Here is a 25,139-nt window from a genome sequence, read left to right as displayed (position 1 = left end):
CTATTTAATTTATATATAAAAACGGGCCCCGACATTCGGAGCCCGATAGTAGCGCGTTTAATGAGCAAAGTGCTTGCCATGGATATCAAATCAACGATATCAGGCTTTTTCAGCAATAATCTCTTTCCACTTGGCAGGCCCCGTCTGGTGTACCGAGGTACCCTGGGAATCAACTGCCACTGTGACCGGCATATCTTCCACTTCAAACTCGTAAATGGCTTCCATCCCCAGATCCTTGAAACCGACCACGCGGGATTTCTTGATGGCCTGGGCCACCAGATAAGCCGAGCCGCCCACCGCCATCAGATACACCGCTTCATTGTCACGGATGGCCTCAATGGCCGCCAGGCCGCGTTCTGCTTTACCCACCATGCCTAGCAACCCGGTTTCTTCCAGCATGGTACGGGTGAATTTATCCATACGCGTTGCAGTTGTCGGGCCGGCCGGACCAACCACTTCATCACCGATCGGGTCGACGGGGCCAACGTAGTAAATAAAGCGCCCTTTCATATCCACCGGCAGCGGCTCGCCCTTGGCAATCATGTCCACCATCCGCTTATGGGCGGCATCCCGGCCTGTCAGCAGCTTGCCATTAAGCAATAGCGTATCACCTGGCTGCCAGGTTTTGACTTCTTCACGGGTGATGGTGTCGAGGTTGACCCGCTTGACGTTATCGCCCATTTCACGGGTGATTTCCGGCCAGTCTTCAAGCTTAGGCGGCGCCAGTGCCACCGGACCAGAACCATCAAGGGTAAAATGCGCATGCCGGGTAGCAGCACAATTAGGAATAATGGCTACCGGCTTGTTGGCTGCATGGGTGGGATAATCCTTGACCTTGATATCCAGCACCGTCGTCAAACCACCAAGCCCCTGCGCACCAATTCCGGACTGGTTGACCTTTTCAAACAGCTCAAGACGCAGCTCTTCGGCGCGGTTCGAGGCACCCCGAGCCTGTAGCTCCTGAATGTCAATCGGGTCCAGCAAGGCTTCCTTGGCAATTTCCATGGCCTTTTCAGCAGTCCCTCCAATACCGATACCGAGCATACCCGGCGGGCACCAGCCGGCCCCCATCTTGGGCAACTGCTCAAGCACCCAGTCCACCACGCTGTCTGAAGGGTTCAACATGGCAAACTTGGACTTTGCCTCGCTGCCGCCGCCCTTGGCCGCTACATGAATTTCCACTTTATCACCAGGCACAAGCTTGTGATGAATAATCGCTGGCGTATTGTCCTTGGTGTTTTCGCGCTTACCATCAGGATCGGCTAATACAGAAGCGCGTAGAATGTTATCCGGCAGCAAGTAGGCGCGCCTAACCCCTTCATTGACCATATCGTCAAGGCTCATGTCGGCATCCCACTGAACCTTCATACCAACGTGAACAAAAACGGTCACAATGCCGGTGTCCTGGCAGATAGGCCGATGACCTGTGGCACACATCCGGGAATTGATCAGTATCTGGGCGATGGCATCCTTGGCAGCCGGGTTTTCTTCACGCTCATAGGCCTGCGCCATAGCATCAATGAAGTCTTTCGGATGATAGTAGGAAATATATTGAAGAGCGTCGGCAACGCTTTGAATTACATCGTCCTGGCGAATCACGGTCATTTAAGTTACTCCCCGGTATCTGGTTATCACATGCAGGCATAGATACGTCGTTCAGACGGCGATCACGCCACGCTTTTGATAATCGTTTTAATAAGCCACACGGTCATTTTGTGGTGGCAAGTATACCCCATCTATCGGTGACGGGCAGTCTGCTTAATTTACCTGCTGTTGGTGCTTTAGTTTGATTGATATTTTGTTTTGTAAAAAAGATAACGGTATAAAATTATTACACAGATAAGGATTGGCAATGTGAGCAGAAATATAGCCTGCGGGAAGCAATGTTGACTTTTTCTATCGATGTAGCGCAACGATGACAAGGCAGGCCTTCGCGTTCAAAAACACTGAAGCGCCACTGACGACGCGACTCGCCCCTGCTTTTTGCCTTGTCTACCCACTCAGGGCAGTTGGTAACACCTGCCGTGCGATAAGCCTGCCGGGTAAGTGCCAGTATGTAATGCGCCAGGCGCCGCCGCTCTTCTTCACTCAGATCACAGGGTCGCTGACGAGGCGACAAGCCGGCAAAGAACAACACCTCACTGCGTAGATAGTTGCCCAAACCAGCCACAAACCCTTGATCCAGCAATAAGCCACCCAGCCCACGCCGATAAAATGGCGGCTCCTTCAGGCGCTGGGCGATGTGCTCTTCACCCACCGATTGTGACAGCAAATCAGGGCCGAGTCTGGCCAGAAAAGGATGTTCCTCCAGGCGGTCTGCGGGCCACATGCTGATATCCGAAGCGCTATACAGACTGGCCGCGCGCCCATTAACCACAAGACGGGCGCGCAGTGAACGACGCGTAGCCGGCTCTTTATCTGCCATATGGCACTTCCATACGCCATAAAGCTGGTTATGGGAATAAAGAACATGCTGATCCGAAAAACGCACCAGCATGGCCTTGCCACGGGTCTCGACCCGTTCGACCTGTTGGCCAATCAGTTTAGGCGGGTACTCTTTAAGCTCATCAAAGGCAAACCAGGCATCATCAATGATGCCCTTAGTCAGCTGCTTTTCGATACGATCAGCAGCTCGGCGAATTTCAGGACCTTCCGGCATGTTTACCCCAGCGCCAGCTGTTTTTCTTTAAGCTCATGAAGACGGTCACGCAGACGGGCCGCTTCTTCGAAATCCAGATTCTGGGCGGCTTCAAACATGCCGTCTTCCAGCTTGCTGATCGCTGATGCGACATCGTTCGGGTGCATACTGGCGGGTTCATAGACGGCCTCAGGCTCTGCCACCTTGCGCTCATTACCCCGCCGACGGCTGGATTTCTTGCCGGGCGCCTGAGCGGCTTCCATGATGTCCGCCACCGAACGGGTCACCGTGGTTGGCGTAATGCTGTGCTTTTCATTATGCGCCTGCTGTTTTTCCCGACGGCGTGCTGTTTCATCCATGGCCTTGCGCATGGAATCGGTGATCCGGTCACCATAGAGAATCGCCTTGCCGTGGGCGTTACGCGCCGCACGGCCGATGGTCTGAATCAGTGAACGTTCAGCGCGCAGAAACCCTTCCTTGTCAGCGTCGAGAATCGCCACCAGGGAAACTTCAGGTATATCCAGCCCTTCGCGCAACAGGTTGATCCCCACCAGAACATCAAATTTCCCCAGGCGCAGGTCGCGGATAATCTCGACCCGCTCAACGGTATCAATATCCGAATGCAGGTAACGCACGCGAATACCATGCTCATCAAAGTAGTCAGTCAAGTCCTCAGCCATGCGTTTGGTAAGCACGGTAACCAGGACACGCTCCCCCACCGCCGTACGCAGGCGGATTTCCGAGAGCAGATCATCTACCTGGGTTGACGCGGGGCGAACCTCAATCTCAGGATCCAGCAGCCCCGTCGGGCGTACCACCTGTTCAACCACCTGACCGGCATGTTCGGCTTCATAGGGTCCGGGGTGGCGGATACAAAGATCGTCTGCGGGCTGATGGCTTCCCATTCCTCAAACTTCATGGGGCGGTTATCCAACGCCGACGGCAGACGGAAACCATATTCCACCAGGGTTTCCTTGCGTGAGCGGTCTCCCTTGAACATGCCGCCCACCTGGGGAACGCTGACGTGGGATTCGTCGATAAACAGCAGGGCATCGTCAGGCAGGTAATCAAAGAAGGTCGGCGGCGCCTGACCCGGGTCTCGCCCGGAGAGATAACGCGAGTAGTTTTCGATACCGTTGCAGTACCCCAGTTCCAGCATCATCTCGATATCGTAAAGGGTACGCTGTTCAAGACGCTGAGCCTCTACCAGGCGGTCGTGCTTACGTAACCACTCAAGACGCTCTTTCAATTCAGCTTTAATGGCGTCAATCGCCCCCAGTATGGTTTCCCGAGGGGTGACATAGTGGGATTTGGGGTAAATCGTCATACGCGGCACCTGGCCACTTACATCGCCAGTCAATGGGTCAAACAGACGAATGGAATCAATTTCATCGTCAAACAGTTCAACCCGTACGGCTTCCTCTTCAGCATCCGCCGGGAAGATATCGATCACATCGCCGCGCACCCGGTAGGTACCACGGCGGAAATCCATATCGTTACGGGTGTATTGCAGTTCAGCGAGACGGCGCAGAAAGGCACGCTGGTCGATCAGTTCACCGCGAGTGAAGTGCAGACGCATCTTGAGATACTGATCCGGGTCGCCCAGGCCATAAATGGCCGAAACCGACACCACAATCAGGGCATCGCGGCGTTCCAGTAGCGCCTTGGTCGCGGAAAGGCGCATCTGTTCAATATGATCATTGATAGAGGCATCCTTTTCGATGAAGGTATCTGAAGACGGCACATAGGCTTCAGGCTGATAGTAATCGTAGTAGGAGACAAAGTATTCGACGGCGTTATCGGGGAAGAACGCCTTGAACTCGCCGTAAAGCTGGGCTGCCAGGGTCTTGTTGGGCGCCATGACAATCGTTGGCCGCTGCAGGGTTTCTACCACATTGGCCATGGTGAAGGTTTTGCCAGAACCGGTCACCCCCAGGAGGGTTTGATGAGCAAGACCGGCTTCCAGCCCGCCTACCAGCGCCTTGATTGCCGTAGGTTGGTCACCGGCAGGGGAAAATTTGGACTGCAGTCTGAATGCTTTGCTCATCAAGGCTCCTAAAGCGGGTTTACGCGATGTCTTAGCGGTCAGGCAATATCTGAACGCGTGGTCACTTCAACACTGGCCTGGGTGATCAGACGATGAATCGGGCAGCGTTCACTGATTTCTTCGAGCCGCGCCTGTTGCTCAGGGTCACTGATACCATGAAAGACCAGCGTGACTTCAAGCTTGTACAAACCTTTACGCTCCTGTGAGTCATCACGCTTGACTCTTGTTGTGATGCCTTCCAGCGGCCAACCCTTGCGGTCGGCATACATCTTGGCGGTAATCGCCTTACAGGCACCTAGCGACAGGTCGAAATAATCGTGTGGGTCTGGCGCCGTTTCTTCACCGCCGTAGGCTTTGGGAACATCCACATAGAGATCCTCGAAGCCGTTCAGTTCAACCCGGTGGCGTAGCAGATGATCGCGCTCTGTAATCACTGTTATAGTCTTTTCCATGGTGTTTTCCTTCTCTGTAAGCCAATGTCCTTTCAATACGCTTTTGCTTTCAAGACGCTTTTGCTGTTCACGATACCTTGATCCCTAGCTTCAAGGCATTGACGGCGGCGATAAGCTTGTCGCGCTTTACGCGCCCTTCAACTTCAGCGCCATGCTGGCCGACTTCAGCACTTTCAACCCCGTCTACCATCATCAAGGCCGTTGTTATCTGATTCACCTGTTCAACGGATTCTACGCCTTTAAACCCTAATGATACCTGCTGAGCCATGTGTCCTCCCCCTACGCATACCTATCATTCAACAAGCTTATGCAAGCTTGATACAGCACCAGAGTCTAGCACGCTGATAATGGCTTGCAATCGGGTCTCAAGGCCCATACGTGGTAATGTTGGGGTATCCACGGTCAGGATCAAGGCCTGCTATTTCATCACAGTAAGGAGATGCTCACGCTATGCATGCATCCACAGCTTCAAGCTCAACACCGGGTACGCAGCCTCAGCCGCAAGCCACAGGCGCCAGTATCAGGTTATCTCATCTAGCTATTCTGGATATTCGTGGTGACGGTGCCGAACAATTCCTGCAAGGCCAGACCAGCGCCCAGGTTAACCTGGCGGACAGCCACTTTGCTCCCCTCACCTGCTTTTGTACTCCCAAGGGACGGATGATTTCTAATGGTCAGCTGATCCGCTTGGCTAGCGACCATGTGCGTATGCTGCTATCCGCCAGCCTGGTGGAACCATTGATGAAGCATCTGCAGAAATTTGCCCCCTTCTATAAGGTGACCTTATCAGCCAGTGAAGACGTCACTGTATTGGGAGCTGCGCTAGGTGATGCTGAAAATATGGCTCAAGCGCTCAAGATGCCCTTGCCCTCCGTACCCTGGCAACAGGTTAGTGACGCTGAGCAACGCAGTATATTGGCTTTTCCCCCGGAAATGATGAGGCTGGCTATCGATGGCTGTTTATCCTCCCTGAGGCAGATAGCGCAAACTGGCCAACAAAGGGCCAGCTTGCCGATTGGCAATTGGCCGATATTCGCCGGGGTCTGGTCTGGCTTGACGCCGAACATCAGGATAAGTACCTGCCCCAGATGATCAACTGGGAAGCCCTGGGTGGCATCAGCTTCAAGAAAGGCTGTTATACCGGCCAGGAAGTGGTGGCACGCGCCCACTTTCGCGGTCAGGTGAAAAAGCGCCTCTGGCGTGGCAGTGTCAATAGCACTGAAACGTTATCCAGCGGCACTGGGGTTAAGGATGACAACGACCGTAGCGTCGGCGAGATTGTGACCAGCTGCGTTAATGAAAATGGCGCTAGCGAATTTCTGGCAGTGATCAACACAAAAGCAATCAACAATCAACTGCCTCTGAGTATCAATGGCCATAGTGTTGAGCTGGCAAGTTTGCCTTATGAGGTTGAACGGCTTGACCCTGAGCAGCTGGCCCTGACGATCAGTGGTCAATAGACCATCAGTCATCAATAACACTATTAGGCAGGTGGAATAATCGCTTGGCTGTCTGGCCGCTCAGCCTAGCGACGTCAGCTTCTGATTGATGGCGTAGCTGGGCTAGCTGGCGGCAGACTTCAGCGACATTGACCGGTTCATTACGTTGGCCTTGCTGACCGTGAAGCGGCATATCCGGGCTGTCGGTCTCCAGCACAAAACCATCATCTGCCAATGCCTTGACCGCCCGCTGAACTCGGCGGGCGCGTGGATAGGTCAATATCCCCCCAGCCCGACAGCAAACCCCAGCGCATTAAAGGCGTGGGCCTGCTCTGGTGAACCGGCAAAACCGTGCACCATGCCGCCTCTGGGCAGCTGCAGCTGACGCAAACGCTTGGCCACCTTATCGTTGGCCTGCACGCAGTGAATTATCACTGGCAGGTCATAGCGTTTGGCCAGACGCAACTGGGCATCAAACAGCGTCCATTGCTGCTCAAGCGTGTCACTCAAGCGAGCATCAATGCCGCACTCACCCACGGCAACTAACTGAGGGTATGCTTGCAAGGCGTCTTCCAGCGCCTGCATATCCTCGTCGCTATGTTCTTCAATGAAGTAGGGATGCAGCCCCAAGGCAATACTGACGTCTTCACGCTCACCAAGCGCCAGCACTTTTGGCCAGCGCGCTCGGGTAGTGCCAGGCACCACAAAGTGTCTTACACCGACTTGTCTGGCGCGCTGAAAAACGTCATCACGGTCGCTATCAAAATCAGCAAGATCAAGATGACAATGGGCGTCAATCAGCATCTAGCCTCCCTAAGGCAACCTATATCAGTCAAACCGTATCCGCTCAGTGCTCGCGGGTTGGCTGGAAGCGAATCTCAGGCCAGCGTTCTTGGGTCATCTGTAAGTTCACTCGTGTTGGCGCAATGTAGGTGAGATAACCACCGCCATCAATCGCCAGGTTGGCGCTTGCCTTGCGCTTGAATTCTTCAAGCTTCTTGGCATCCTCACTGTACACCCAGCGGGCGGTGTTGACGTTGATGCCTTCATACAGGCAATCCACCTTGTACTCTTCCTTGAGGCGATGGGCGACCACGTCAAACTGCAGCGTACCTACCGCGCCCAAAATCAGGTCGTTGTTATCCAGCGGCATAAAGACCTGGGTAGCCCCTTCTTCGGAAAGCTGCTGAAGCCCTTTCTGCAGCGCCTTCATTTTCAGCGGGTCTTTCAGGCGCACACGCTTGAACAGTTCCGGAGCAAAGTGAGGAATCCCGGTAAAGCGCATGTCTTCATTCAGGGTAAAGGTGTCACCAATCTGGATGGTGCCATGATTATGCAGACCGATAATATCACCCGGCCAGGCTTCCTCAACCTGGGAGCGATCCGACGCCATAAACGTCAGGGCATCAGCAATCTTTACATCCTTGTTGATTCTGACATGGCGCATTTTCATGTTCTTTTCGTATTTACCCGAGCACACCCGTAAAAAAGCAATACGGTCACGGTGATTCGGGTCCATGTTTGCCTGAATCTTGAATACAAAACCACTGAAGCGCTCATCATCCGCAGTGACGATACGGGTATCCGTTTCACGAGGTTGGGGCGGCGGTGCATATTCAACAAAGCCATCGAGCATTTCCCGCACCCCAAAATTGCCCATGGCGGTACCGAAATACACCGGCGTCAGTTCACCGTTACGATAGGCATCAAGGTCAAACGCATGGGAGGCGCCGCGTACCAGCTCCACTTCCATGCGCAACTCTTCTGCCTCCTCTTCTCCCAGTACGGCTTCCACTTCAGGGTTATCCAGCCCTTCGATGCGTTTGTCATCAGGAATTCGGCTACCCTGGCCCTGGGTATAAAGATGCAACACATCGTTATACAGGTGATAGACCCCCTTGAAATGGCGCCCCATACCAATCGGCCAGGTCATCGGTGCGCACTGGATATTGAGTACGGTCTCCACTTCATCCATCACTTCAATGGGGTCACGGATATCACGATCCATCTTGTTGACAAAGGTCAGGATCGGCGTGGTACGCAGCCGGCAGACTTCCATCAACTTGATGGTACGGTCTTCCACGCCCTTTGCCCCGTCAATCACCATCAGCGCTGAGTCGACAGCCGTCAGGGTACGATAAGTGTCTTCAGAGAAGTCTTCGTGGCCAGGCGTATCCAACAGGTTGACGATACGCCCACCATAGGGAAACTGCATAACGGAGGTGGTCACCGAGATACCCCGCTCCTGTTCCATTTTCATCCAGTCCGAGGTCGCATGGCGATCATTACGCTTGCTTTTGACCGAGCCCGCCATCTGGATGGCGTTCCCGAACAGCAGCATTTTTTCAGTAATGGTGGTTTTACCCGCGTCCGGGTGAGAAATAATAGCGAAGGTGCGGCGAAGTTCCGCTTCGCGGGATAGTTGAGCGTCAGACATTGGTTTCTCTGGCAGGACTGCATAAATTAAGTAACTGATAGCGCCATGGTAACGCAAAACGAAGGCATCAGCACAAGCAGAGCCTTGCATCAGCAAAGGTCAGCATGCAAAAAGGCCATATCAACATATGTTGGTATGGCCTTGGCTTTTTTAAAGCTAAACGTATCTATATGAAAACAGATCAGGCAAACGTATTGATTTGAGTTCCCAAATTACCTTCTGAAGCAAGATTTTGCTGTGAACCTGAACCGGCCGTTGCCGATTCCATCAAAGCAGATACCTGCTGTTCCTGGTTATCCAGTGACTCTCTGAATACCTGCATTTGTGCCTGCTGAGCAGTCTGCGCCTGATTCATATAAAGCGACGCAGAGACAGCATTACTAACAGATGCATCCATAGTGGCACCTCGCTTGCTATTAAATATTATTTAACAATAGCAGAGGCATTATTGAGGTGCAAAGTTTCCCACCATTACGACGGCCGAAAATTTCAGAAACGGTCAGCACGGAAAGGCGCCATATCAATAGCCGTTGGTTTACCTTCCATCATATTCGCCAGCAGCATGCCCGTTGCTGGCCCTAGTGTGAACCCCTGATGACCGTGACCAAAAGCCAGCCACAGGCCTTTATGGCGCGGCGCCGGGCCAATGACCGGTTTCATATCTGGCAAGCAGGGCCGCGCGCCCTTCCAGGCGTCTGCATCTTTTCGCTCACCAAGCGGAAACAGCTTGCGGGCGGCTTTTTCGGCACTCGCCAGTTGATTATCGTGAGCAGGTGATTCCAGGTTATCCAGCTCGGCCCCAGTTGTTAGACGAATACCCGCGCGCATGGGCGCTAACAGATAGCCTACTTCGGCATCCATTACCCAGTGATTGAGCTTGGCACCTTCGCCAGACGCATAGTGCATGTGGTAACCACGCTTGACGAAAGTCGGGAAATGATAACCCAAGGGTTTGAGCCACTTTCCCGCCCATGGCCCCAGCGCCATAACTAGGTTATCAGCTTGCAGGGTTTCATCAGGCGTGGTCACTTCCCAGCCCCCTGCCTTCTGCTGGATATCAGTGACTTCACTCTGCAACAGCCGGCCACCCTGCTGCTTGCAGGCATCGGCATAGGCAGCAACCAGGCTTCCAGGATCATTAACCACCCAGGAATCCACCCAGTGGATAGCACCAATGATATCCGCCGAGAGGTGCGGTTCCATGACAGACAACTGCTGACGGTCAAGGTGCTTGAACTGAACACCAAAACGCTCCCGATTCTCTTCCGCTTCTTTCAAGCGAATTGCCTGCTTGCTTTCAGAACGGAACAGTTCCAGAAAGCCATCTTTGGCGATCAACCGCTCAGCGCCAGCCGCTTTGATCATAGGCGCGTGAGTATCAAGGCATAACTGAATAAGAGAAGCATATTCCGGCACGATACGTGAGTAGGCCTTAGGGCCGGAGTTATGCCAATAACGCAGCAGCGGTGACGCCGCATTAATCATCCCGCCCGGCCGATAACGAATATCCACTCGGCGATTAGGCAAGACACTCAGCAGTGTTTTCATATCACGAGGAAAGGCATAGGGGCGCACGGCCTCACGCTGGATGATGCCAGCATTGCCAAAGGATGTTTCCTGGCCTGGATCACGGCGGTCAATCAGGGTGACATCATGCCCGCGCTGAAGAAGATGCCAGGCAACGCTGACACCAATCATTCCAGCACCCAGAACAATACTATGCGCCATTCTATGCTCCTTGTTTTTTTATGCCTTTCAACATCAACGCTGCCACCAGCCAATATACTGATGACAGCAAACTATAAAATAAACTCGTGCTGGCCTTGTCACAAGGTTGCTGAGCAGTACGCTACAAGCAACTGAGGATCAACCCTAGCCAAAAACCATTTTTAGAAAATAACACCAAATCAATAGCATTAAAATAGCCACAAACACTGTATATTTTTTAAAAAACAGCAATTAATTTCAAAAAATTAATCAAAAAAGAATAAAAACCTAAACCCCACAGCGAGGGGTGGAGCAACTGCAAAAAAGCCGTCAATCTATCAAAATCTATCAGCACGCAGGAAACTATCACACAGCAGATAGGCTATTTGAAAAACACGGGCAACATAAGTGAACCCTAATAGTAGAGGCAATACTTATATGCCGATTAGCGCATTTGAATGCAGATAACTGGGGAGGAAATGTAGAAAGTAGATAACTAGACAGGAATATGAAAATAACACTGGGAGAATAAGAGATGACAAGGGTTAATGGGGTGGATGATGGGGATCGAACCCACGACCACCGGAGCCACAATCCGGGGCTCTACCACTGAGCTACATCCACCATAACCTGGAATAATCTGCTTACTGATGTGTTTTACAAATAGTTAATGGGGTGGATGATGGGGATCGAACCCACGACCACCGGAGCCACAATCCGGGGCTCTACCACTGAGCTACATCCACCATAATTAACTTGTAAAGCAGATAGATACAAACAATGATGCTCATATCTTTCAACATGCTGACGCTTCAGATTGGCACGCCCAGCAGGACTTGAACCCGCAACCTACGGCTTAGAAGGCCGTTGCTCTATCCGGTTGAGCTATGGGCGCACTTTGGAGTTAGCTATTCAATTGATAATGTTACTCAATTGAATCAAGTGCTGAACCACAACCAACGCTTGGATATGCAAGTACCAACATCCACGTTAGGAAGTGGTCGGGGTGGAGGGATTCGAACCCCCGACATCCTGCTCCCAAAGCAGGCGCGCTACCAGACTGCGCTACACCCCGAAGTAACTACCTAGACGCTACCGTATGTCTCGTCTCAAGCGAGGCACATATTACAACTTTTAATTTTAAAGTCAACCACTAATGCACATAAATCCTTCAATCGCTTTGCCTGAACGTGCTGGCATGCGAAAATCAGACGCATTCCACTTGTTCAAGTATCTTTCTCGACGGGGATTACATTGATGACCGCCCAATTGATCGATGGCAAAGCCATCGCCGCTGATGTTCGCCAGGATGTTGCCAACAAGGTTGCCGCTCGCCTCAAGATCGGTGCTCGCGCTCCTGGCCTTGCGGTTGTGTTAGTGGGCAATGACCCTGCCTCGCATGTTTATGTCAGCAACAAGCATCGCGCCTGTGAGAACGCAGGCATTCACTCCATTCAGCATGAACTGCCGGCCGAGACGACCCAGCAGGCGCTCGAAGCCTTGATTGATCAGCTGAATGCCGATGACACCATTGACGGCATCCTGGTGCAGCTGCCCTTACCTCCTCACCTGGATGCCGAACCGCTGCTGGAACGCATTCTTCCTAACAAGGATGTCGATGGCTTCCACCCCTATAACCTGGGCCGTCTTGCACAACGTCTGCCTGCCCTGCGCCCCTGTACGCCCAAGGGAGTGATGACGTTGCTTGAAAAAAGCGGCTTGGCCGTACGCGGCCTGGATGCCACCGTGGTCGGCGCCTCCAATATTGTTGGCCGCCCCATGGCGCTAGAACTGATGCTGGCCGGTTGTACCACCACGGTATGCCATCGTTTCACCCGTAACCTTGAAGAACATGTCAGACGTGCCGATCTTCTGGTGGTCGCCGTCGGCAAGCCCGGTATCGTTAAAGGGGAATGGATCAAGCCCGGCGCCGTCGTGATTGATGTGGGTATCAACCGACAAGAAGATGGCCGTCTGATTGGGGATATCGATTTCGAGCAAGCCCAGCAAAGAGCCAGCCATATTACGCCTGTACCCGGTGGCGTTGGCCCCATGACGGTTGCCAGCCTGCTGCAGAACACCCTGGAATCAGCCGAACAGCATGCCCCTGCTCATACCTGATTCACGTTGAGCATTATCAGACCTAATAAGGAATCTTTCGTGAAACATATCGGGATTATTGGTGCCATGGCGCAGGAAGTCGAGATTCTTGCCGGGCAGCTGGACAACGCCCAGCGCCATGAACACGCAGGGTGTACGTTTTATCGCGGCCAGCGCCATGGCCTGGATATCACCATCCTGCAGTCAGGCATTGGGAAGGTTAACGCCGCAGTGGGCACCGCGGTCTTGCTTGAACGTTTCCAGCCCCAGGCCATTATCAATACCGGCTCTGCTGGGGGCTTTGCCACGGATATGAAAATCGGCGATGTGGTGATTTCCAGTGAAGTTCGCCACCACGATGTAGACGTGACCGCCTTTGGCTATGAACTTGGCCAGGTGCCAGGTATGCCCGCCGCGTTTGAGGCTGATTCAGGCCTTAAAGCCCATGCCCAGGGCGCCATTACAGTGCTTAATGAGGTCAACGTGCGTGAAGGCATGATTGCCACCGGAGATAGCTTCATGGCCGACCCTCAGCGGGTAGCACAGCTGCGTCAGCAGTTCCCTGCCATGCTGGCCGTCGATATGGAAGCGGCAGCGATTGCTCAGAGTTGCCATCTGTTTGGCGTGCCCTTTGTGGTTATCCGCGCCCTCTCGGATATTCCGGGGGACACGGATAATCACCTGTCATTCGAGCAGTTTCTGGAGGTGGCTGCCCAGCACTCATCGCGCATGGTTGACCAGATGCTCAAGCAGATCGGAGCTGTAACAGCGGCTTAAATGCTCTTTCTCTTAAATACTAGCTTTCTGGAGTTTCCAGGGTAGCGTTTCTCCCGCCAGCAAGGGAATGATGCGCTGCCCGTCCGCATAAGGGTAACTGTCTGGAAGTGCCCAGCTATTACGCTCCAGCACCACCTTGTCAGGGTTAACCGGCAAACCATAAAAGCGCGGGCCATTCAGGCTGGCAAAGGCTTCCAGCTGATCGAGCGCATCCATCTGTTCAAACGCCATGGCATACAGTTCAATCGCCGCCGGTGCCGTGTAGGCACCCGCACAGCCACAGCTGGATTCTTTATCGCCTTGGGCATGGGGCGCACTGTCAGTCCCCAAGAAAAACTTCCGGCTGCCTGAGGTCGCCGCCTTGAGCAACGCCTGACGGTGACGCTCGCGTTTGAGAATCGGCAGGCAGTAATAGTGCGGGCGAATCCCGCCTACCAGCATATGGTTACGGTTAAACAGGAGGTGGTGGGCCGTGATGGTCGCCGCAACGTTATCCGGCGCTTCAGCCACAAAGGTGGCCGCCTGCTCAGTGGTGATGTGTTCGCAAACCACCTTGAGCGAAGGATGACGCGCCAGCAAAGGCTTGAGCACCTGCTCGATGAAAACAGCTTCACGATCAAAAATATCGATGTCAGCATCGGTCACTTCACCGTGCATCAAAAGCGGTAAACCTGCCTCGGCCATGGCAGCAATCGTCTCATCACAGTAGCGCAGATCGGTCACCCCTGACGCTGAGTTGGTCGTTGCTCCGGCAGGGTAAAGCTTGACCGCCTTGATAATACCGCTATCAATGGCTCGCTGAATTTCTTCTGGTGGCGTGGTATCGGTCAGGTACAGCGTCATCAGCGGTTCAAAGCTTGACCCTTGCGGCAATGCCTGCAGAATGCGTTGGCGATAGGCTTGTGCCTGGGCCGTTGTCGTCACCGGTGGCTTGAGATTCGGCATGATGATGGCACGCCCCATCTGGGCAGCACTATGATTGACAACCGCCTCCATGGCAGCGTCGTCGCGCAGGTGCAGATGCCAATCATCGGGGCGCGTTAGGCTAAGTGTTTTCACGGCGATTCCTATCGAGCAAATTTTGATACGTAACGGATCAGGATACGTTATGGTGTGGGCAATTGAATGTCAGCATCGATTATACCGGATATTTAGCTTGCTTAAATTGCTCGCCGGATAATCGCGCTGGAATCCATACCCACAAAGTGGACGAATTGACGTATCATTCTTACTGATATCAGCTTCAGGACGTATTTTTTGTATGCATAACGTAAGGCGCTATGCGGATATTGTTGCCAGCACTGAAGGATTGCTATGGCTGGCACTTGGCTGGTCGGTAACGCTTTCCGCTTACCGTGGCAGCACCGAACCAACGGTCGGCATGATGCTGCTTATTGCCACCGTCATCTTTGTTAGCTGGTTCCACCGCCCGCTGCGTTTGTTGCTGCGCCGCTATCATGTGCGCAAACGCCGCACTGACATGTGGATTCACCTGCTGGCATTGCCTCTGCTGCTAGGCATGGCCGCTTATATCCTGCTTGAGTTCCTGCTTGGCCCTGCATGGCTTCCACCCAAGATGTTGGCCGTCAACGTGCTGGCAACGGCTGGCTGGCTGACCTTTGTCTTTACACTGGTGATCAAGGTGATTCACCGCCTGATAACGTCCGGCAAATAACGCCATGCCTACGGAATTACCCCTGCCACTTTCAACGCCCAACCGTAATCTGGTCCGCCTGACCATCGTACGCGGCATTACCTGGACGGGCTTTCTGCTCGCCATCATTATCGGCGTTGAATTGCTTGGCTTTGAGCTAAAGGTGCCTGCCGTCGTCGGTGTGGTTATCGCCATGGGAACCCTCAATATCGCCACCTGGTGGCGGCTGGGACGCCCCCGTGCAGTTAACCACACTGAATATCTATTACATTTGCTAGCCGATATCGCGGGCCTGACGCTGTTGTTCTACTTCACAGGTGGAGCGACCAACCCTTTTATCACCTACTACCTGGTGCCAGTTACCATTGCAGCTGCCACGCTGCCCTGGACACACCTGGATTATCGCCGCCTTCGCCATGGCAGGTTACAGCTTTTTGATGTTCAATTATTATGCTGTTCCGCAAATGAGCCATATCCATAGTGACTCCCCCTCAGCCTGCATACCCTCGGCATGTGGCTGAATTTTGGCCTTTCCGCTGGCTTGATCACCTTCTTTATCTACAAGATGGCCCACGCCCTGCGTCGCCGCGACAAAGCCCTCTCGCGCACCCGAGAAGCCGCACTCAGAAACGAGCAGGTGCTGGCGGTTGCTACGCAAGCGGCGGGCACCGCCCACGAGCTGGGCACGCCGCTTTCCACCATGGCGGTGCTGCTCAATGAAATGGCCGATGAAGCACCCAAGGGGTCAACGCTTAGCGATGACATTCATCTGCTCAGGCAACAGGTCGATACCTGCAAATCACGCCTGCAGCATCTGGTGGCCCATGCCGATCGCCGACGTATGGCAGAACCTGAGGTGCAGGATGCAGAAGTATGGCTGGCTGGTGTGGTGCAACGCTGGCTGGTGCTCCGCCCGGATGTCAGCCATCAGCTGATTGTCTCAGAGCGCCGCGGTCGCCCCTGGCTAGCGGTTGATGCCACGCTTGACCAGGCCTTGACCAATCTTTTGAATAATGCCGCAGACGCCAATCCGGAAAATATTGCTATCCGCCTGGACTGGCAAAATGACAGCGTGATTATTGATATCCGCGACCATGGGCCTGGGGTTTCCATGTCGATTGCTGACCAGCTGGGTGACACCTTTGTTTCGACCAAAAGCAAAGGCATGGGTATTGGCTTATTTCTGACCCATGCTACGATCAATCGCTTTGGTGGCGGCGTCAGCCTCTACAACCATCCGGAGGGCGGCACGCTGACAGAGGTCATCCTCCCATTGAGTTCCTCGCCACCGTCATGATCTGACCCTGGCATCATCATTTGCTGAATTGCTGTGCGGATTAACAGAGGAAGCCATGTCTACCCCCAAGCCGTTTAATAACAAGTCATCAACCCAAGATCAGCGCCTGCTCATCATTGATGACGACGAGATGTTTTGTCATGTACTCAGTCGCGCGCTTACCAGACGTGGCTATCAGGTTAGCGTTGCCCACGATGCCGACCAGGCGCTGAGCCTTGCTGCCAGCGAATCGCCGAGCATGGCAACACTTGATCTCAAACTGGAAAACAGCTCCGGCCTCAAGCTGTTGCCCGAACTACTCGCTGTGATACCCGAGTGTCGTGTGGTTGTGCTGACCGGTTACTCCAGTATTGCCACCGCCGTTGAGGCCATCAAGCTAGGGGCCGTCAATTATCTGTGCAAACCCGCTGATGCTGATGATGTATTGACGGCCTTCAACCGCCAGGAAGGCAACCCAGACACAGAAGTTGCTGAAAACCCGCCTTCAGTGAACCGCATTACCTGGGAACATATCCAGAAAGTGCTTCAGGAACACGATGGCAACATTTCAGCCACAGCCCGCGCCTTGGGCATGCATCGGCGTACCCTGCAACGCAAGCTGCAAAAGCGCCCGGTCAGACGCTAGCGCCAAATGCAAAAAACCCGCCTGGCGGCGGGTTGTCATCTTTGCAGACTATTGGCCTGGGAAACTACTGGGCCGTCCAGCCAAGATCAATGTTCCAGCTTGAACCGGTCACCGCCCCGGCAGTGTCAGCACACAGGAAGGCCACCATTTCAGCCACTTCTGACGGCTCGATCAGGCGCTTGACGGCCGCATTCTTGAGCATGATTTTCTCGATCACCTCTTGCTCTTCCATACCATGAAGCTTGGCTTGATCAGCAATCTGATTATCCACCAGCGGCGTTTTCACATAGGCCGGACAGATGGCGTTGGCGGTAATGCCCTGCTCACCGCCTTCCAGAGCGGCGGTCTTGGTCAAACCAATCATGCCGTGCTTGGCACTGATATACGCTGACTTACCCGGAGAAGCCACCTGAGCATGCACGGAAGCGATATTGACGATACGCCCCCAGCCACCTTCACGCATATGCGGCCAGGCCGCCTGTGAAAGCAGGAAGGGGGCGGTCAACATCAGATCAATAATCTGCCGCCACTTCTGCTCTGGAAAGCTTTCAATCGGAGAAACGTGCTGGATGCCGGCATTATTGACCAGAATATCGACGCTGCCAAAGCGTTTGACCGCATCGTCGATCGCCGCACGGCAGGCATCTGCATCGGTCAGGTCTGCTTCAAAGAAGGCAGCACCTGCGGCTTCTGCCACCGCTTTGCCCGCCGGGTTAAAGTCTACCGCCAGCACCTGATGCCCCAGATCACAGAGCTTTTTGACGACAGCTTCGCCAATGCCACTGCTGGTACCCGTGACGACCGCAACACGGGGATTATTCGTTGTCGAAGCACTTGTTGTCATATAGATTCCTGTTAAAAGTTCTTGTTAACGTGACTTGTGAAAGATTACACCCTGGAAAGCCACCAACCCACAGATCCAGGTAACCAGAATGACACGGTAAAACCACTATGTGGCCGGTGCCATAATCCGTTCCATCAGGCGCTGCGCCAATTGGGCCGCCTCCTGCATGGTCTGAAGATCGCTCAGGTCATCCAATATCCGGCACATATAGCAGCCTTGGCCATCCTGCAATGGTTGCAGAAAAAAACGATACGCCCCCGATGGTAGTGAAATCAGCAAGCTGTCCTGGCATACATGTGAGCTGGCATTTTCCGGAATGGCCACCAGCCACAGCGCACAGGGGTGATCAAGGCGCCGATCAGGCCGGTGCCTTCCAACGCTTCAAACTGGCCACGTTGAAAACATAAGCCATCGACACCCAGGCGTGGGTTGAAGACAGGCTCGCGTTTGAGCAAGCGTATCTGACTGTCTCGATAGTTGCGGGCCAGTTCAGTAATCTGCTCGTACTCTTCAAGCGTGGGTAACTGCATTAAAAAGTTCTCTATCTGGAATCGCCATAATCAGGATCAATGGGTGATGTAGCATCCTGCTATTAGCCAAACGGTCTTGGCTACGTCAGACTAATGTATTAAAAATTCATTCAAAGGAGTCAAGCTATATGTTTGTTGTCATCTATGGGCGTCTGTCATGCCCTTTCTGCGTCATGGCCAAGCGCCTGGCCGAACAACTTGAGAGTGCAGGTAAGATTGATGGCCTGCGCTATATCGATATGCCCAGTGAAGGCATCACCAAGGAAGATATCGCTAAAACCGCGGGCAAACCTGTGTACACCGTCCCCCAGGTGTTTGTCGATCAAGAGCACATTGGTGGCTTCACAGAATTTGATCAGTATGTGCGCCAACATCCTTCTCTGAGTCACTGAAATTTCAAAGTGCCAAGTCAAGCAGATTATCAGCTATGCCGTTAACCTGCGTTGAACGCTGCACGGCTCTCCTTGCCTATACTGCGCGTGTAGAAAACGTCTACTCTCAACGGATCTTGCAGGCGAGGATATCATTATGCAGCGCAAGGAGTTCATACAACAATTATGGCTGGATTATATTCATGCCCACCCTGATGTTGGGGCCTTGACCCTGTGGCCCAAAGCCGAACAAGCTGAATACATGACCTTGCTGACCCTCAATGTCGGCGAGTTCAGCGCCAAGGCGATATCCCCTTTTCTTGCCCAAATGGGCTATCAACTTGTGTCCCGCTATGCCATGGCTGACAAGGGCTTGCTGGTACATCTTTGGTCACCTCAGGACAGCGGCAGTTGGCTGATTGTAGCGGAGCTACAAATAGGTACGCTGCCCAAAAGCCAAAGAGAAGAGCTTACCCGGCTTATCCATCAACCGGGGCCTGCTGATGACGCGGCAAAAGGCGTTGAACTGTTCTGCCATGGTCGCCCTTGGCCAATGCCCACATGGTCGCTGCATGAAGCGTTGCTGGAGACTCACCCCATGGCTGCCTGGCTTGCTGCCATGGGGCCTCGCCTTCACCACGCGGGATTCAACTGCCACACGCTTGGCCAACCACTGCGGAAAATTGATCAACTGCTCAGCGACTCCGGTATGGCACGGGCCTGCGCCGAACAAAACGGCATCTTCCCCGTCTCTTCATTGCTGGAGCATCGCTTTTACCCGACCAATGCCCAGAAAATGGTGTTTGCAGAAGGTGATGAGCACCGCGTCTCTTTTGGTGGGCTAGCGCTGGTTCAAAAGCGCGTGGAAGATGACCACGAGCCGATTGCCTGCCAGCTATTACCTCACCATACCCGCTGCGAGATCATGTAACGGCACCCAACAGCACTGCTTCCATGACATAAACTGCGCAGCGCCAGCCACGAGCTGACTCTGCACAGCCCTTCTATTTAGCCCAGAGCGTTGAGTCAGGTTGATGTCATTTAACCTTCAGCAAAGGTCATTTCAGGAACGTTATCTGGCACCACCAGCTTACCAGCGGTTTTCTCGATGATTTCTTCAACGCTCACTCCAGGCGCCCGTTCCTTGAGTATGAAAGTACCGTCCTTGATTTCCATATAGGCCAGATCCGTCAACACACGGTTGATACAGCCCGCGCCGGTTAGCGGCAAGGTGCATGCTTCAAGCAGCTTGGATTCACCGTGCTTGGACGCATGGGTCATGGTGCAGATGATATTTTCCGCGCCAGCCACCAGATCCATGGCACCGCCCATGCCCTTGATCAGCTTGCCCGGCACCATCCAGGAAGCAATGTTGCCGTTCTGGTCGACTTCAAAGGCCCCCAGTACAGTCAAATCAACATGGCCCCCGCGAATCATCGCAAACGACTCCGCCGATGAAAAAATAGCGGCTCCCGGGCGTGCCGTCACCGTTTGCTTACCGGCATTGATCATATCGGCATCAAGTTCTTCTTCGGTTGGAAAACGCCCCATCCCCAGCAGGCCATTTTCTGACTGCAGCATGACGTCCATGCCGTCAGGAATATAGTTGGCCACCAGCGTTGGAATACCGATACCCAGGTTAACGTAGAAGCCATCTTCTAGCTCACGCGCAACGCGCATTGCCATCTGTTCACGTGTTAGTGCCATGATTATCTATCCTGTTATTTTAAAAAGATTCTTGGGCAAATTAGGCTATTTAAAAGCACTGCCTTAGCTGCGAACGGTGCGTTTTTCGATACGCTTCTCGAATGTGCCCTGAATCAGGCGATCCACATAAATGCCCGGCGTATGAATCTGAGCGGGGTCTAATTCACCCGGTTCAACAATTTCTTCCACCTCAACAACGGTGATTCTGCCCGCGGTGGCGGCCATGGGGTTAAAGTTTTGAGCCGTATGACGGTAAACCACATTGCCATACCAGTCGGCCTTCCAGCCCTTGACGATAGCAAAGTCGCCGGTGACGGATTCTTCCAGAATGTGCGGGCGACCATTGAACTCGCGGACTTCCTTGCCTTCACCAATCGGGGTGCCGTAGCCTGTAGCGGTATAAAAGGCTGGAATACCAGCACCACCAGCACGCATTTTTTCCGCCAGGGTGCCCTGGGGCGTCAACACCACCTCAATTTCATCATTAAGCATCTGCTGCTCGAACATGGCATTCTCGCCTACATAGGACGCCAGAATCTTGCGAATCTGGCGGTCTTCCAGCAGAAGGCCTAGACCAAAACCATCAACGCCGCAGTTATTGGAAACCACGGTCAGATCCTTGACACCAAGACGCTTGATCTCGGCAATCAGGTTTTCAGGTATACCACACAGGCCAAACCCGCCGGCAATCACCGTCATACCGCTTTCGATTCCCTGCATTGCTTCTTCATAGGAAGCCACTCGCTTGTCAAAACCTGCCATGATGAATCCTCGCTTGTTATTAATGGATGCTATTGACGGCTAACACGCCTTCTTTCGGCAACAGTGTATCTTTAAATGCCACTGCCAGCTCCGGCTACCGAATAGGATCAGTGTTGTACCAGATGATATATTTGTTAAGTTTGTTTTATTTATCAATTTATTTATATAATTGATTAATAATTTTTCGCCGCGTTATTTTTGGAACCAGACGATGACCGTCAAACAACTGCGCGCTTTTCTGGCCGTCGCCCAGACTTTAAGCTTTACCCAGGCCTGTGAACGCTTGCACCTTTCACAGCCGGCACTGAGCTTGGCGATCAAGGGGCTGGAAGATACTCTGGGCGGTAAATTGCTGATTCGTAGTACACGCAGTGTTCGTTTAACGCCCGAAGGAGAATCCCTGGTACCGCTGGCAAAACATCTACTGGCACAGTGGGACAACACCGAGGAGCGTTTGCGCCAGCGTTTCACCCTGCAGCTTGGCCGCCTGGGCGTTGCGGCCATGCCGGCGTTTGCCAGTAATCTGCTGCCCGCCGCATTGGTCAAGTTTCGTCAGCAATATCCGAAAATCAATATTACTGTCCATGATGTCATCAATGAGGAAGTGATTGACATGGTGCGCTCCAGGCAAGTTGAGATGGGCATTGCTTTTGCCCCTGAAGGGCTTGGTAGCCTGCATTTCACACCTTTGTTTGATGACCGTTTTGTGGCGGTAGTGCCACGTAACAGCCTGCTTGCCAGGCTTGAACAACTGACCTGGACAGAAATGATTTGCCAGGACTTCATCACTCTTCAACGTCCTTCAATGGTACGACGCCTGCTGGAGCAGGCGCTCGAAAAGCGCTCCACAGTGCTGCCAGTGGCGTTTGAAAGCCACCAGCTGGCCACCGTCGGGCGTATGGTCGCAGACGGCCTTGGGGTTAGCGCCGTGCCTTCCATGTGCATTCAGCAGATGACCGAGCTAGGCGCCCTCTGTATTCCACTCACCCGGCCGGATATTTCCTGTCAAGTCGGAATTCTTACTCATCAGGAGCTATCCGTCGCCGCTCAGGCATTACGGGATGTGCTCAAAGAGACCGTTCAGGCGCCCTGCCTACATCCAACGTAACAAGTGGCCTTTATTAACACCTCATCGCTGGGAACCGGGTGCGATATCTATTAGCATTTGTCAGCGTATCTTCGTTACCGCTCAATATAATGTCATTGATATAACAACGCTGAAGAATTGGGAAACCGCCGAATGCCGATAATAAAAGGAGTTACCAGCTTACTGTTGATCTGTGTGATTACTCTGATATTGGGTATCCCACTGCTTATACTGACGCTTCTGAAGCTGCTGGCGCCCACCCAAAAAATGCGTAATCTGCTACTGCAAACCATGAATGAAATTACCTTGCACTGGATTGGTGCTAATCTGTGGTGGATGCGCCAGTGGCTAAAAACACCATTAACGGTAGAGATTCCTGATGACTTGAGCGACAACCAGTGGTGGCTGATCATTTCCAATCACCGCAGCTGGACAGATATTTTCATGCTGTTTATGGCCCTGCACCGGCGCATTCCCATGCCACGCTTTTTTATCAAAAGAGCATTGTTATGGATACCGATTATTGGACAAGCATTCTGGGCACTGGAATTCCCCGTAATGCGCCGCTACAGTCGGCAGCAGTTGGCCAAAAATCCCAAGCTGGCTGAAATAGACCGACGCGCCACCCAGCGGATGTGTGAACGAGCCAAAGATTACCCTATCAGCATTGTCATTTATGTCGAGGGCACCCGTTTCACTCCGGTAAAGCGTGAGCATCAACAAAGTCCGTATCAGCATTTGCTACGTCCCAAGGCAGGTGGCATCGCGCAAGTACTGAATCTGATGGGTGATCAGCTCAGCGGTATTCTTGATGTCACTATCAGCTATACCAACCCGTCACCGACTTTCTGGGGATTTCTGTGTGGCACTGAACAGCCAGTAACATTGACTGCTCGACGGCTGGCCGTGCCAAAATGGATGTTAGATACTCAGTATCATGCGCAATCTCAGGATAAGGAACGCTTTCATCAATGGATCAATGCACTGTGGCAAGAAAAAGACGCCCTGCTGGACAAACGCACTCACCACGACTGATCAGCGCCCTTATCTGCTGCTGCCTTCTGACTACGTTGGCAGGCTGCGCCAGTACACCTGACAGCAGCCCGAGTGAAGAAACCCAAGTAAGGGCGGAGGGTAGTCCCTGGATAACCGTGCAGACTGGCGACACCCTGGGAGCAATTGCTCGGCGGTATAGCATCCCGGTAGAACGGCTACAGCGCTTTAATCCTGATGTTAACCCCCAACGTTTATTAGTTGGCCAACAGCTGCTCATTCCCCTGCAACAGGAACGCGCGCCTTCGGCTGGCCCCTATCGCTACCAGATTCGCGCAGGTGACACCTTCGCTGGCATCGCGCGCCATTTTGGTGCCCGCACCCAGGATTTGATCAACGCCAACCCTGGTGTCACCCCCACCGCCCTGCGAATTGGCCAACTGGTCAATGTGCCGCTTTCCGGCGCTGCCAATCGCCCGCAACCAACCTCCAACAACACAACAGCTAGCCGACCGCCGCCTACTGGCAACCTGCCCACATCCGCACGCCGCTGGCCCTGGCCATTGGACGACTACCGGATTGTGCGGCGTTTCGGGCCAGATGAGCGTGGCACTCTGCAGCCCATGTTACTGGCCACCCAGGCAGGCGCTCAGGCAACTGCCGTTGCCTCAGGGATGTACGTTTTGCGGGCAGCATGCGACAGCTTGGTCAGGTCGTTATCGTTCACCATCCGGACAACCTGCAAAGCGTCTACGCCCTGTGCTCGGAATTACTGGTCGAAGAAGACACCCAGGTGGCCCGTGGCGATGCTTTATGTGAGGTAGGGCTAAACCGTAACGGGCGCCATGACTTGCTGTTTGACCTGCGCCAGGGCGGCAACCCTATCGACCCTCGCCGGGTACTGAAGTAAGCGTAAGCGTTGCCTCAGCCGCGATAATAACCGGGGGTGATAAACGGCATTTTTGTCACGACCATCGGCTGGTGTTTGCCACGTACCAGGGCAAATACCCGGGAACCTGGGCTTTCCCACTCGCGCTCCACATAGCCCATGGCGATCGGCTTGCCGACGCTGGGTCCAAACCCGCCGGATGTCACTACACCCAACTCGTTACCATCTGCATCGACCAATAAGGCACCTTCCCGCACCGGTGCTTTACCTTCTGCCACTAGGCCAACCCGCTTGCGCGTATGGTCTTTAGCGTCTACCTGATGCAGCACCAGATCAGCCCCTGGAAAACCAGCAGCACGATCACCGCCAAAACGGCGCGGCTTGCTGATAGCCCAAATTAGGCTTGCTTCAACCGGCGTTGTCTGGGTATCCATATCATGGCCATAAAGGCATAGGCCCGCTTCAAGGCGCAGTGAATCCCGCGCGCCCAGGCCAATGGCCTCTACTTCCGGTTCGGCCAGAAGGCGCCGTGCAAAGGCTTCTGCGGCATGCCCTGCTACCGAGATTTCAAAGCCATCCTCACCGGTATAACCACTGCGGCTCACCCAGATCTCCTCGCCTGCCAGCCCGTCACCTTCTTTCAGAGTGAAACGTTGATGCTGCATGAACACCAACGCACAGGCTTCAGGACAAAGACGCGCCATCACATCCTTCGCCTGCGGCCCTTGTAGCGCCAGCAAGGCACGCTCTTCCAGATAGACAATCTCCTGCTGGTCGCCAAGA

Annotated in this window: 24 protein-coding genes, 4 tRNA genes and 4 pseudogenes; 12 read left to right on the top strand and 20 right to left on the bottom strand. The window is 53.5% G+C overall.

Annotation, left to right across the window (positions count from 1 at the left end; all coding sequences use genetic code 11):
- Positions 1 to 99: 99 nt before the first annotated feature.
- The 5 genes and pseudogenes from HLB35_RS15275 to HLB35_RS15255 form a co-directional block, all read right to left on the bottom strand.
- Positions 100 to 1,605 carry a fumarate hydratase gene (locus HLB35_RS15275; RefSeq protein ID WP_171703233.1) on the bottom strand — a complete coding sequence of 502 codons (1,506 nt, stop codon included), beginning with the start codon at positions 1,603 to 1,605 and terminating at the stop codon, positions 100 to 102.
- 226 nt (positions 1,606 to 1,831) lie between these two features.
- Entirely contained in the window at positions 1,832 to 2,659 is an 828-nt protein-coding gene (gene nei, locus HLB35_RS15270; RefSeq protein WP_171703232.1) for an endonuclease VIII, read from the bottom strand.
- Between the two features lie 2 nt (positions 2,660 to 2,661).
- Positions 2,662 to 4,685, bottom strand: a pseudogene (gene uvrB, locus HLB35_RS15265) (excinuclease ABC subunit UvrB).
- Positions 4,686 to 4,723: 38 nt separating this feature from the next.
- On the bottom strand, positions 4,724 to 5,137 hold the full coding sequence (locus HLB35_RS15260) for an OsmC family protein (protein WP_171703231.1): 414 nt from the start codon (positions 5,135 to 5,137) through the stop codon (positions 4,724 to 4,726).
- A gap of 67 nt (positions 5,138 to 5,204) precedes the next feature.
- The gene (locus HLB35_RS15255) at positions 5,205 to 5,405 is read right to left on the bottom strand and encodes a hypothetical protein (protein WP_171703230.1); all 201 of its coding nucleotides are present in this window, start codon (positions 5,403 to 5,405) and stop codon (positions 5,205 to 5,207) included.
- Between the two features lie 182 nt (positions 5,406 to 5,587).
- On the opposite strand from HLB35_RS15255, the gene HLB35_RS17680 reads away from it, so the two are divergent.
- Together HLB35_RS17680 and ygfZ are read left to right on the top strand one after the other, a co-directional pair.
- On the top strand, positions 5,588 to 6,229 hold the full coding sequence (locus tag HLB35_RS17680; RefSeq protein ID WP_235937277.1) for a YgfZ family protein: 642 nt from the start codon (positions 5,588 to 5,590) through the stop codon (positions 6,227 to 6,229).
- Positions 6,160 to 6,597: a CAF17-like 4Fe-4S cluster assembly/insertion protein YgfZ gene (ygfZ, locus tag HLB35_RS17675; protein ID WP_235937276.1), complete on the top strand. Its 438-nt coding sequence runs from the start codon at positions 6,160 to 6,162 to the stop codon at positions 6,595 to 6,597. Before HLB35_RS17680 ends, ygfZ begins: the two co-directional genes overlap by 70 nt.
- A 4-nt stretch (positions 6,598 to 6,601) precedes the next feature.
- On the opposite strand, the pseudogene HLB35_RS15245 reads toward ygfZ, so the two are convergent.
- The 8 genes and pseudogenes from HLB35_RS15245 to HLB35_RS15210 all read right to left on the bottom strand — a co-directional run bounded on the left by HLB35_RS15245 (position 6,602) and on the right by HLB35_RS15210 (position 11,795).
- A pseudogene (locus HLB35_RS15245) lies at positions 6,602 to 7,380 on the bottom strand (TatD family hydrolase).
- A gap of 43 nt (positions 7,381 to 7,423) precedes the next feature.
- Positions 7,424 to 9,013 carry a peptide chain release factor 3 gene (locus tag HLB35_RS15240; RefSeq protein WP_171703229.1) on the bottom strand — a complete coding sequence of 530 codons (1,590 nt, stop codon included), beginning with the start codon at positions 9,011 to 9,013 and terminating at the stop codon, positions 7,424 to 7,426.
- A gap of 181 nt (positions 9,014 to 9,194) precedes the next feature.
- Positions 9,195 to 9,410, bottom strand: a complete 216-nt coding sequence (locus HLB35_RS15235; protein WP_171703228.1) for a putative motility protein — start codon at positions 9,408 to 9,410, stop codon at positions 9,195 to 9,197.
- A 92-nt stretch (positions 9,411 to 9,502) separates the two neighbouring features.
- On the bottom strand, positions 9,503 to 10,741 hold the full coding sequence (locus HLB35_RS15230; RefSeq protein ID WP_171703227.1) for an NAD(P)/FAD-dependent oxidoreductase: 1,239 nt from the start codon (positions 10,739 to 10,741) through the stop codon (positions 9,503 to 9,505).
- A 528-nt stretch (positions 10,742 to 11,269) separates the two neighbouring features.
- A tRNA-His gene (locus HLB35_RS15225) sits at positions 11,270 to 11,344 on the bottom strand.
- A 47-nt stretch (positions 11,345 to 11,391) separates the two neighbouring features.
- Positions 11,392 to 11,466 (bottom strand) — tRNA-His (locus HLB35_RS15220).
- A gap of 72 nt (positions 11,467 to 11,538) precedes the next feature.
- Positions 11,539 to 11,615 (bottom strand) — tRNA-Arg (locus HLB35_RS15215).
- A 103-nt stretch (positions 11,616 to 11,718) separates the two neighbouring features.
- Positions 11,719 to 11,795: transfer RNA gene (locus HLB35_RS15210), tRNA-Pro, on the bottom strand.
- 182 nt (positions 11,796 to 11,977) lie between these two features.
- Here HLB35_RS15210 and folD point away from each other — a divergent pair.
- Positions 11,978 to 12,841, top strand: a complete 864-nt coding sequence (gene folD, locus HLB35_RS15205) for a bifunctional methylenetetrahydrofolate dehydrogenase/methenyltetrahydrofolate cyclohydrolase FolD (protein WP_171703226.1) — start codon at positions 11,978 to 11,980, stop codon at positions 12,839 to 12,841.
- A 39-nt stretch (positions 12,842 to 12,880) separates the two neighbouring features.
- Complete coding sequence (gene mtnN, locus HLB35_RS15200; RefSeq protein ID WP_171703225.1) at positions 12,881 to 13,597, top strand: 5'-methylthioadenosine/S-adenosylhomocysteine nucleosidase; 717 nt, start codon at positions 12,881 to 12,883, stop codon at positions 13,595 to 13,597.
- Positions 13,598 to 13,609: 12 nt separating this feature from the next.
- Here mtnN and pyrC read toward each other — a convergent pair whose 3' ends face one another.
- Complete coding sequence (pyrC, locus tag HLB35_RS15195) at positions 13,610 to 14,656, bottom strand: dihydroorotase (RefSeq protein ID WP_171703224.1); 1,047 nt, start codon at positions 14,654 to 14,656, stop codon at positions 13,610 to 13,612.
- A 202-nt stretch (positions 14,657 to 14,858) separates the two neighbouring features.
- On the opposite strand from pyrC, the gene HLB35_RS15190 reads away from it, so the two are divergent.
- The 3 genes and pseudogenes from HLB35_RS15190 (at position 14,859) to HLB35_RS15180 (ending at position 17,173) form a co-directional block, all read left to right on the top strand.
- A complete protein-coding gene (locus HLB35_RS15190) occupies positions 14,859 to 15,272 on the top strand; it encodes a hypothetical protein (RefSeq protein ID WP_171703223.1) in 414 nt (137 codons plus the stop codon).
- A 4-nt stretch (positions 15,273 to 15,276) separates the two neighbouring features.
- Positions 15,277 to 16,548, top strand: a pseudogene (locus tag HLB35_RS15185) (ATP-binding protein).
- 55 nt (positions 16,549 to 16,603) lie between these two features.
- Positions 16,604 to 17,173 (top strand): response regulator transcription factor, encoded by a 570-nt coding sequence (locus tag HLB35_RS15180; protein ID WP_171703222.1) that lies wholly within the window; start codon positions 16,604 to 16,606, stop codon positions 17,171 to 17,173.
- A 64-nt stretch (positions 17,174 to 17,237) separates the two neighbouring features.
- Here HLB35_RS15180 and HLB35_RS15175 read toward each other — a convergent pair whose 3' ends face one another.
- The 3 genes from HLB35_RS15175 to HLB35_RS15165 form a co-directional block, all read right to left on the bottom strand.
- Positions 17,238 to 18,017, bottom strand: a complete 780-nt coding sequence (locus tag HLB35_RS15175) for a 3-hydroxybutyrate dehydrogenase (protein ID WP_171703221.1) — start codon at positions 18,015 to 18,017, stop codon at positions 17,238 to 17,240.
- A 105-nt stretch (positions 18,018 to 18,122) separates the two neighbouring features.
- Positions 18,123 to 18,341, bottom strand: coding sequence for a [NiFe]-hydrogenase assembly chaperone HybE (gene hybE, locus HLB35_RS15170; RefSeq protein WP_171703220.1), 219 nt, complete (start codon positions 18,339 to 18,341; stop codon positions 18,123 to 18,125).
- Positions 18,290 to 18,547, bottom strand: coding sequence for a hypothetical protein (locus HLB35_RS15165; RefSeq protein ID WP_171703219.1), 258 nt, complete (start codon positions 18,545 to 18,547; stop codon positions 18,290 to 18,292). The genes hybE and HLB35_RS15165 overlap by 52 nt, the downstream gene beginning before the upstream one ends.
- Before the next feature lie 128 nt (positions 18,548 to 18,675).
- On the opposite strand from HLB35_RS15165, the gene HLB35_RS15160 reads away from it, so the two are divergent.
- Both HLB35_RS15160 and HLB35_RS15155 read left to right on the top strand, forming a co-directional pair.
- Positions 18,676 to 18,939, top strand: coding sequence for a GrxA family glutaredoxin (locus tag HLB35_RS15160; protein ID WP_171703218.1), 264 nt, complete (start codon positions 18,676 to 18,678; stop codon positions 18,937 to 18,939).
- A 136-nt stretch (positions 18,940 to 19,075) separates the two neighbouring features.
- Positions 19,076 to 19,849, top strand: coding sequence for a VOC family protein (locus HLB35_RS15155; RefSeq protein ID WP_171703217.1), 774 nt, complete (start codon positions 19,076 to 19,078; stop codon positions 19,847 to 19,849).
- A gap of 110 nt (positions 19,850 to 19,959) precedes the next feature.
- On the opposite strand, the gene HLB35_RS15150 is transcribed toward HLB35_RS15155, so the two are convergent.
- Positions 19,960 to 20,625 carry a CoA transferase subunit B gene (locus HLB35_RS15150; protein ID WP_171703216.1) on the bottom strand — a complete coding sequence of 222 codons (666 nt, stop codon included), beginning with the start codon at positions 20,623 to 20,625 and terminating at the stop codon, positions 19,960 to 19,962.
- A 63-nt stretch (positions 20,626 to 20,688) separates the two neighbouring features.
- Positions 20,689 to 21,387 (bottom strand): CoA transferase subunit A, encoded by a 699-nt coding sequence (locus HLB35_RS15145; RefSeq protein WP_171703215.1) that lies wholly within the window; start codon positions 21,385 to 21,387, stop codon positions 20,689 to 20,691.
- Between the two features lie 211 nt (positions 21,388 to 21,598).
- Here HLB35_RS15145 and HLB35_RS15140 point away from each other — a divergent pair, with 211 nt between their 5' ends.
- The 3 genes and pseudogenes from HLB35_RS15140 to HLB35_RS19030 all read left to right on the top strand — a co-directional run bounded on the left by HLB35_RS15140 (position 21,599) and on the right by HLB35_RS19030 (position 24,377).
- Entirely contained in the window at positions 21,599 to 22,495 is an 897-nt protein-coding gene (locus HLB35_RS15140; protein WP_171703214.1) for a LysR family transcriptional regulator, read from the top strand.
- Positions 22,496 to 22,627: 132 nt separating this feature from the next.
- Complete coding sequence (locus HLB35_RS15135; RefSeq protein ID WP_171703213.1) at positions 22,628 to 23,509, top strand: acetyltransferase; 882 nt, start codon at positions 22,628 to 22,630, stop codon at positions 23,507 to 23,509.
- A 110-nt stretch (positions 23,510 to 23,619) separates the two neighbouring features.
- Positions 23,620 to 24,377: pseudogene (locus HLB35_RS19030) on the top strand (murein hydrolase activator EnvC family protein).
- Positions 24,378 to 24,391: 14 nt separating this feature from the next.
- On the opposite strand, the gene HLB35_RS15125 reads toward HLB35_RS19030, so the two are convergent.
- Positions 24,392 to 25,139: glycine cleavage T C-terminal barrel domain-containing protein (locus tag HLB35_RS15125; RefSeq protein ID WP_328732215.1), on the bottom strand; the 748-nt coding region annotated here is incomplete at its 5' end.

This window comes from Vreelandella azerica (genome assembly GCF_013112225.1).
Classification (GTDB): Bacteria; Pseudomonadota; Gammaproteobacteria; order Pseudomonadales; family Halomonadaceae; genus Vreelandella; species Vreelandella azerica.
Note: the sequence above shows the minus strand (reverse complement) of the source record. Positions and strands in the feature narration are given on the sequence as shown.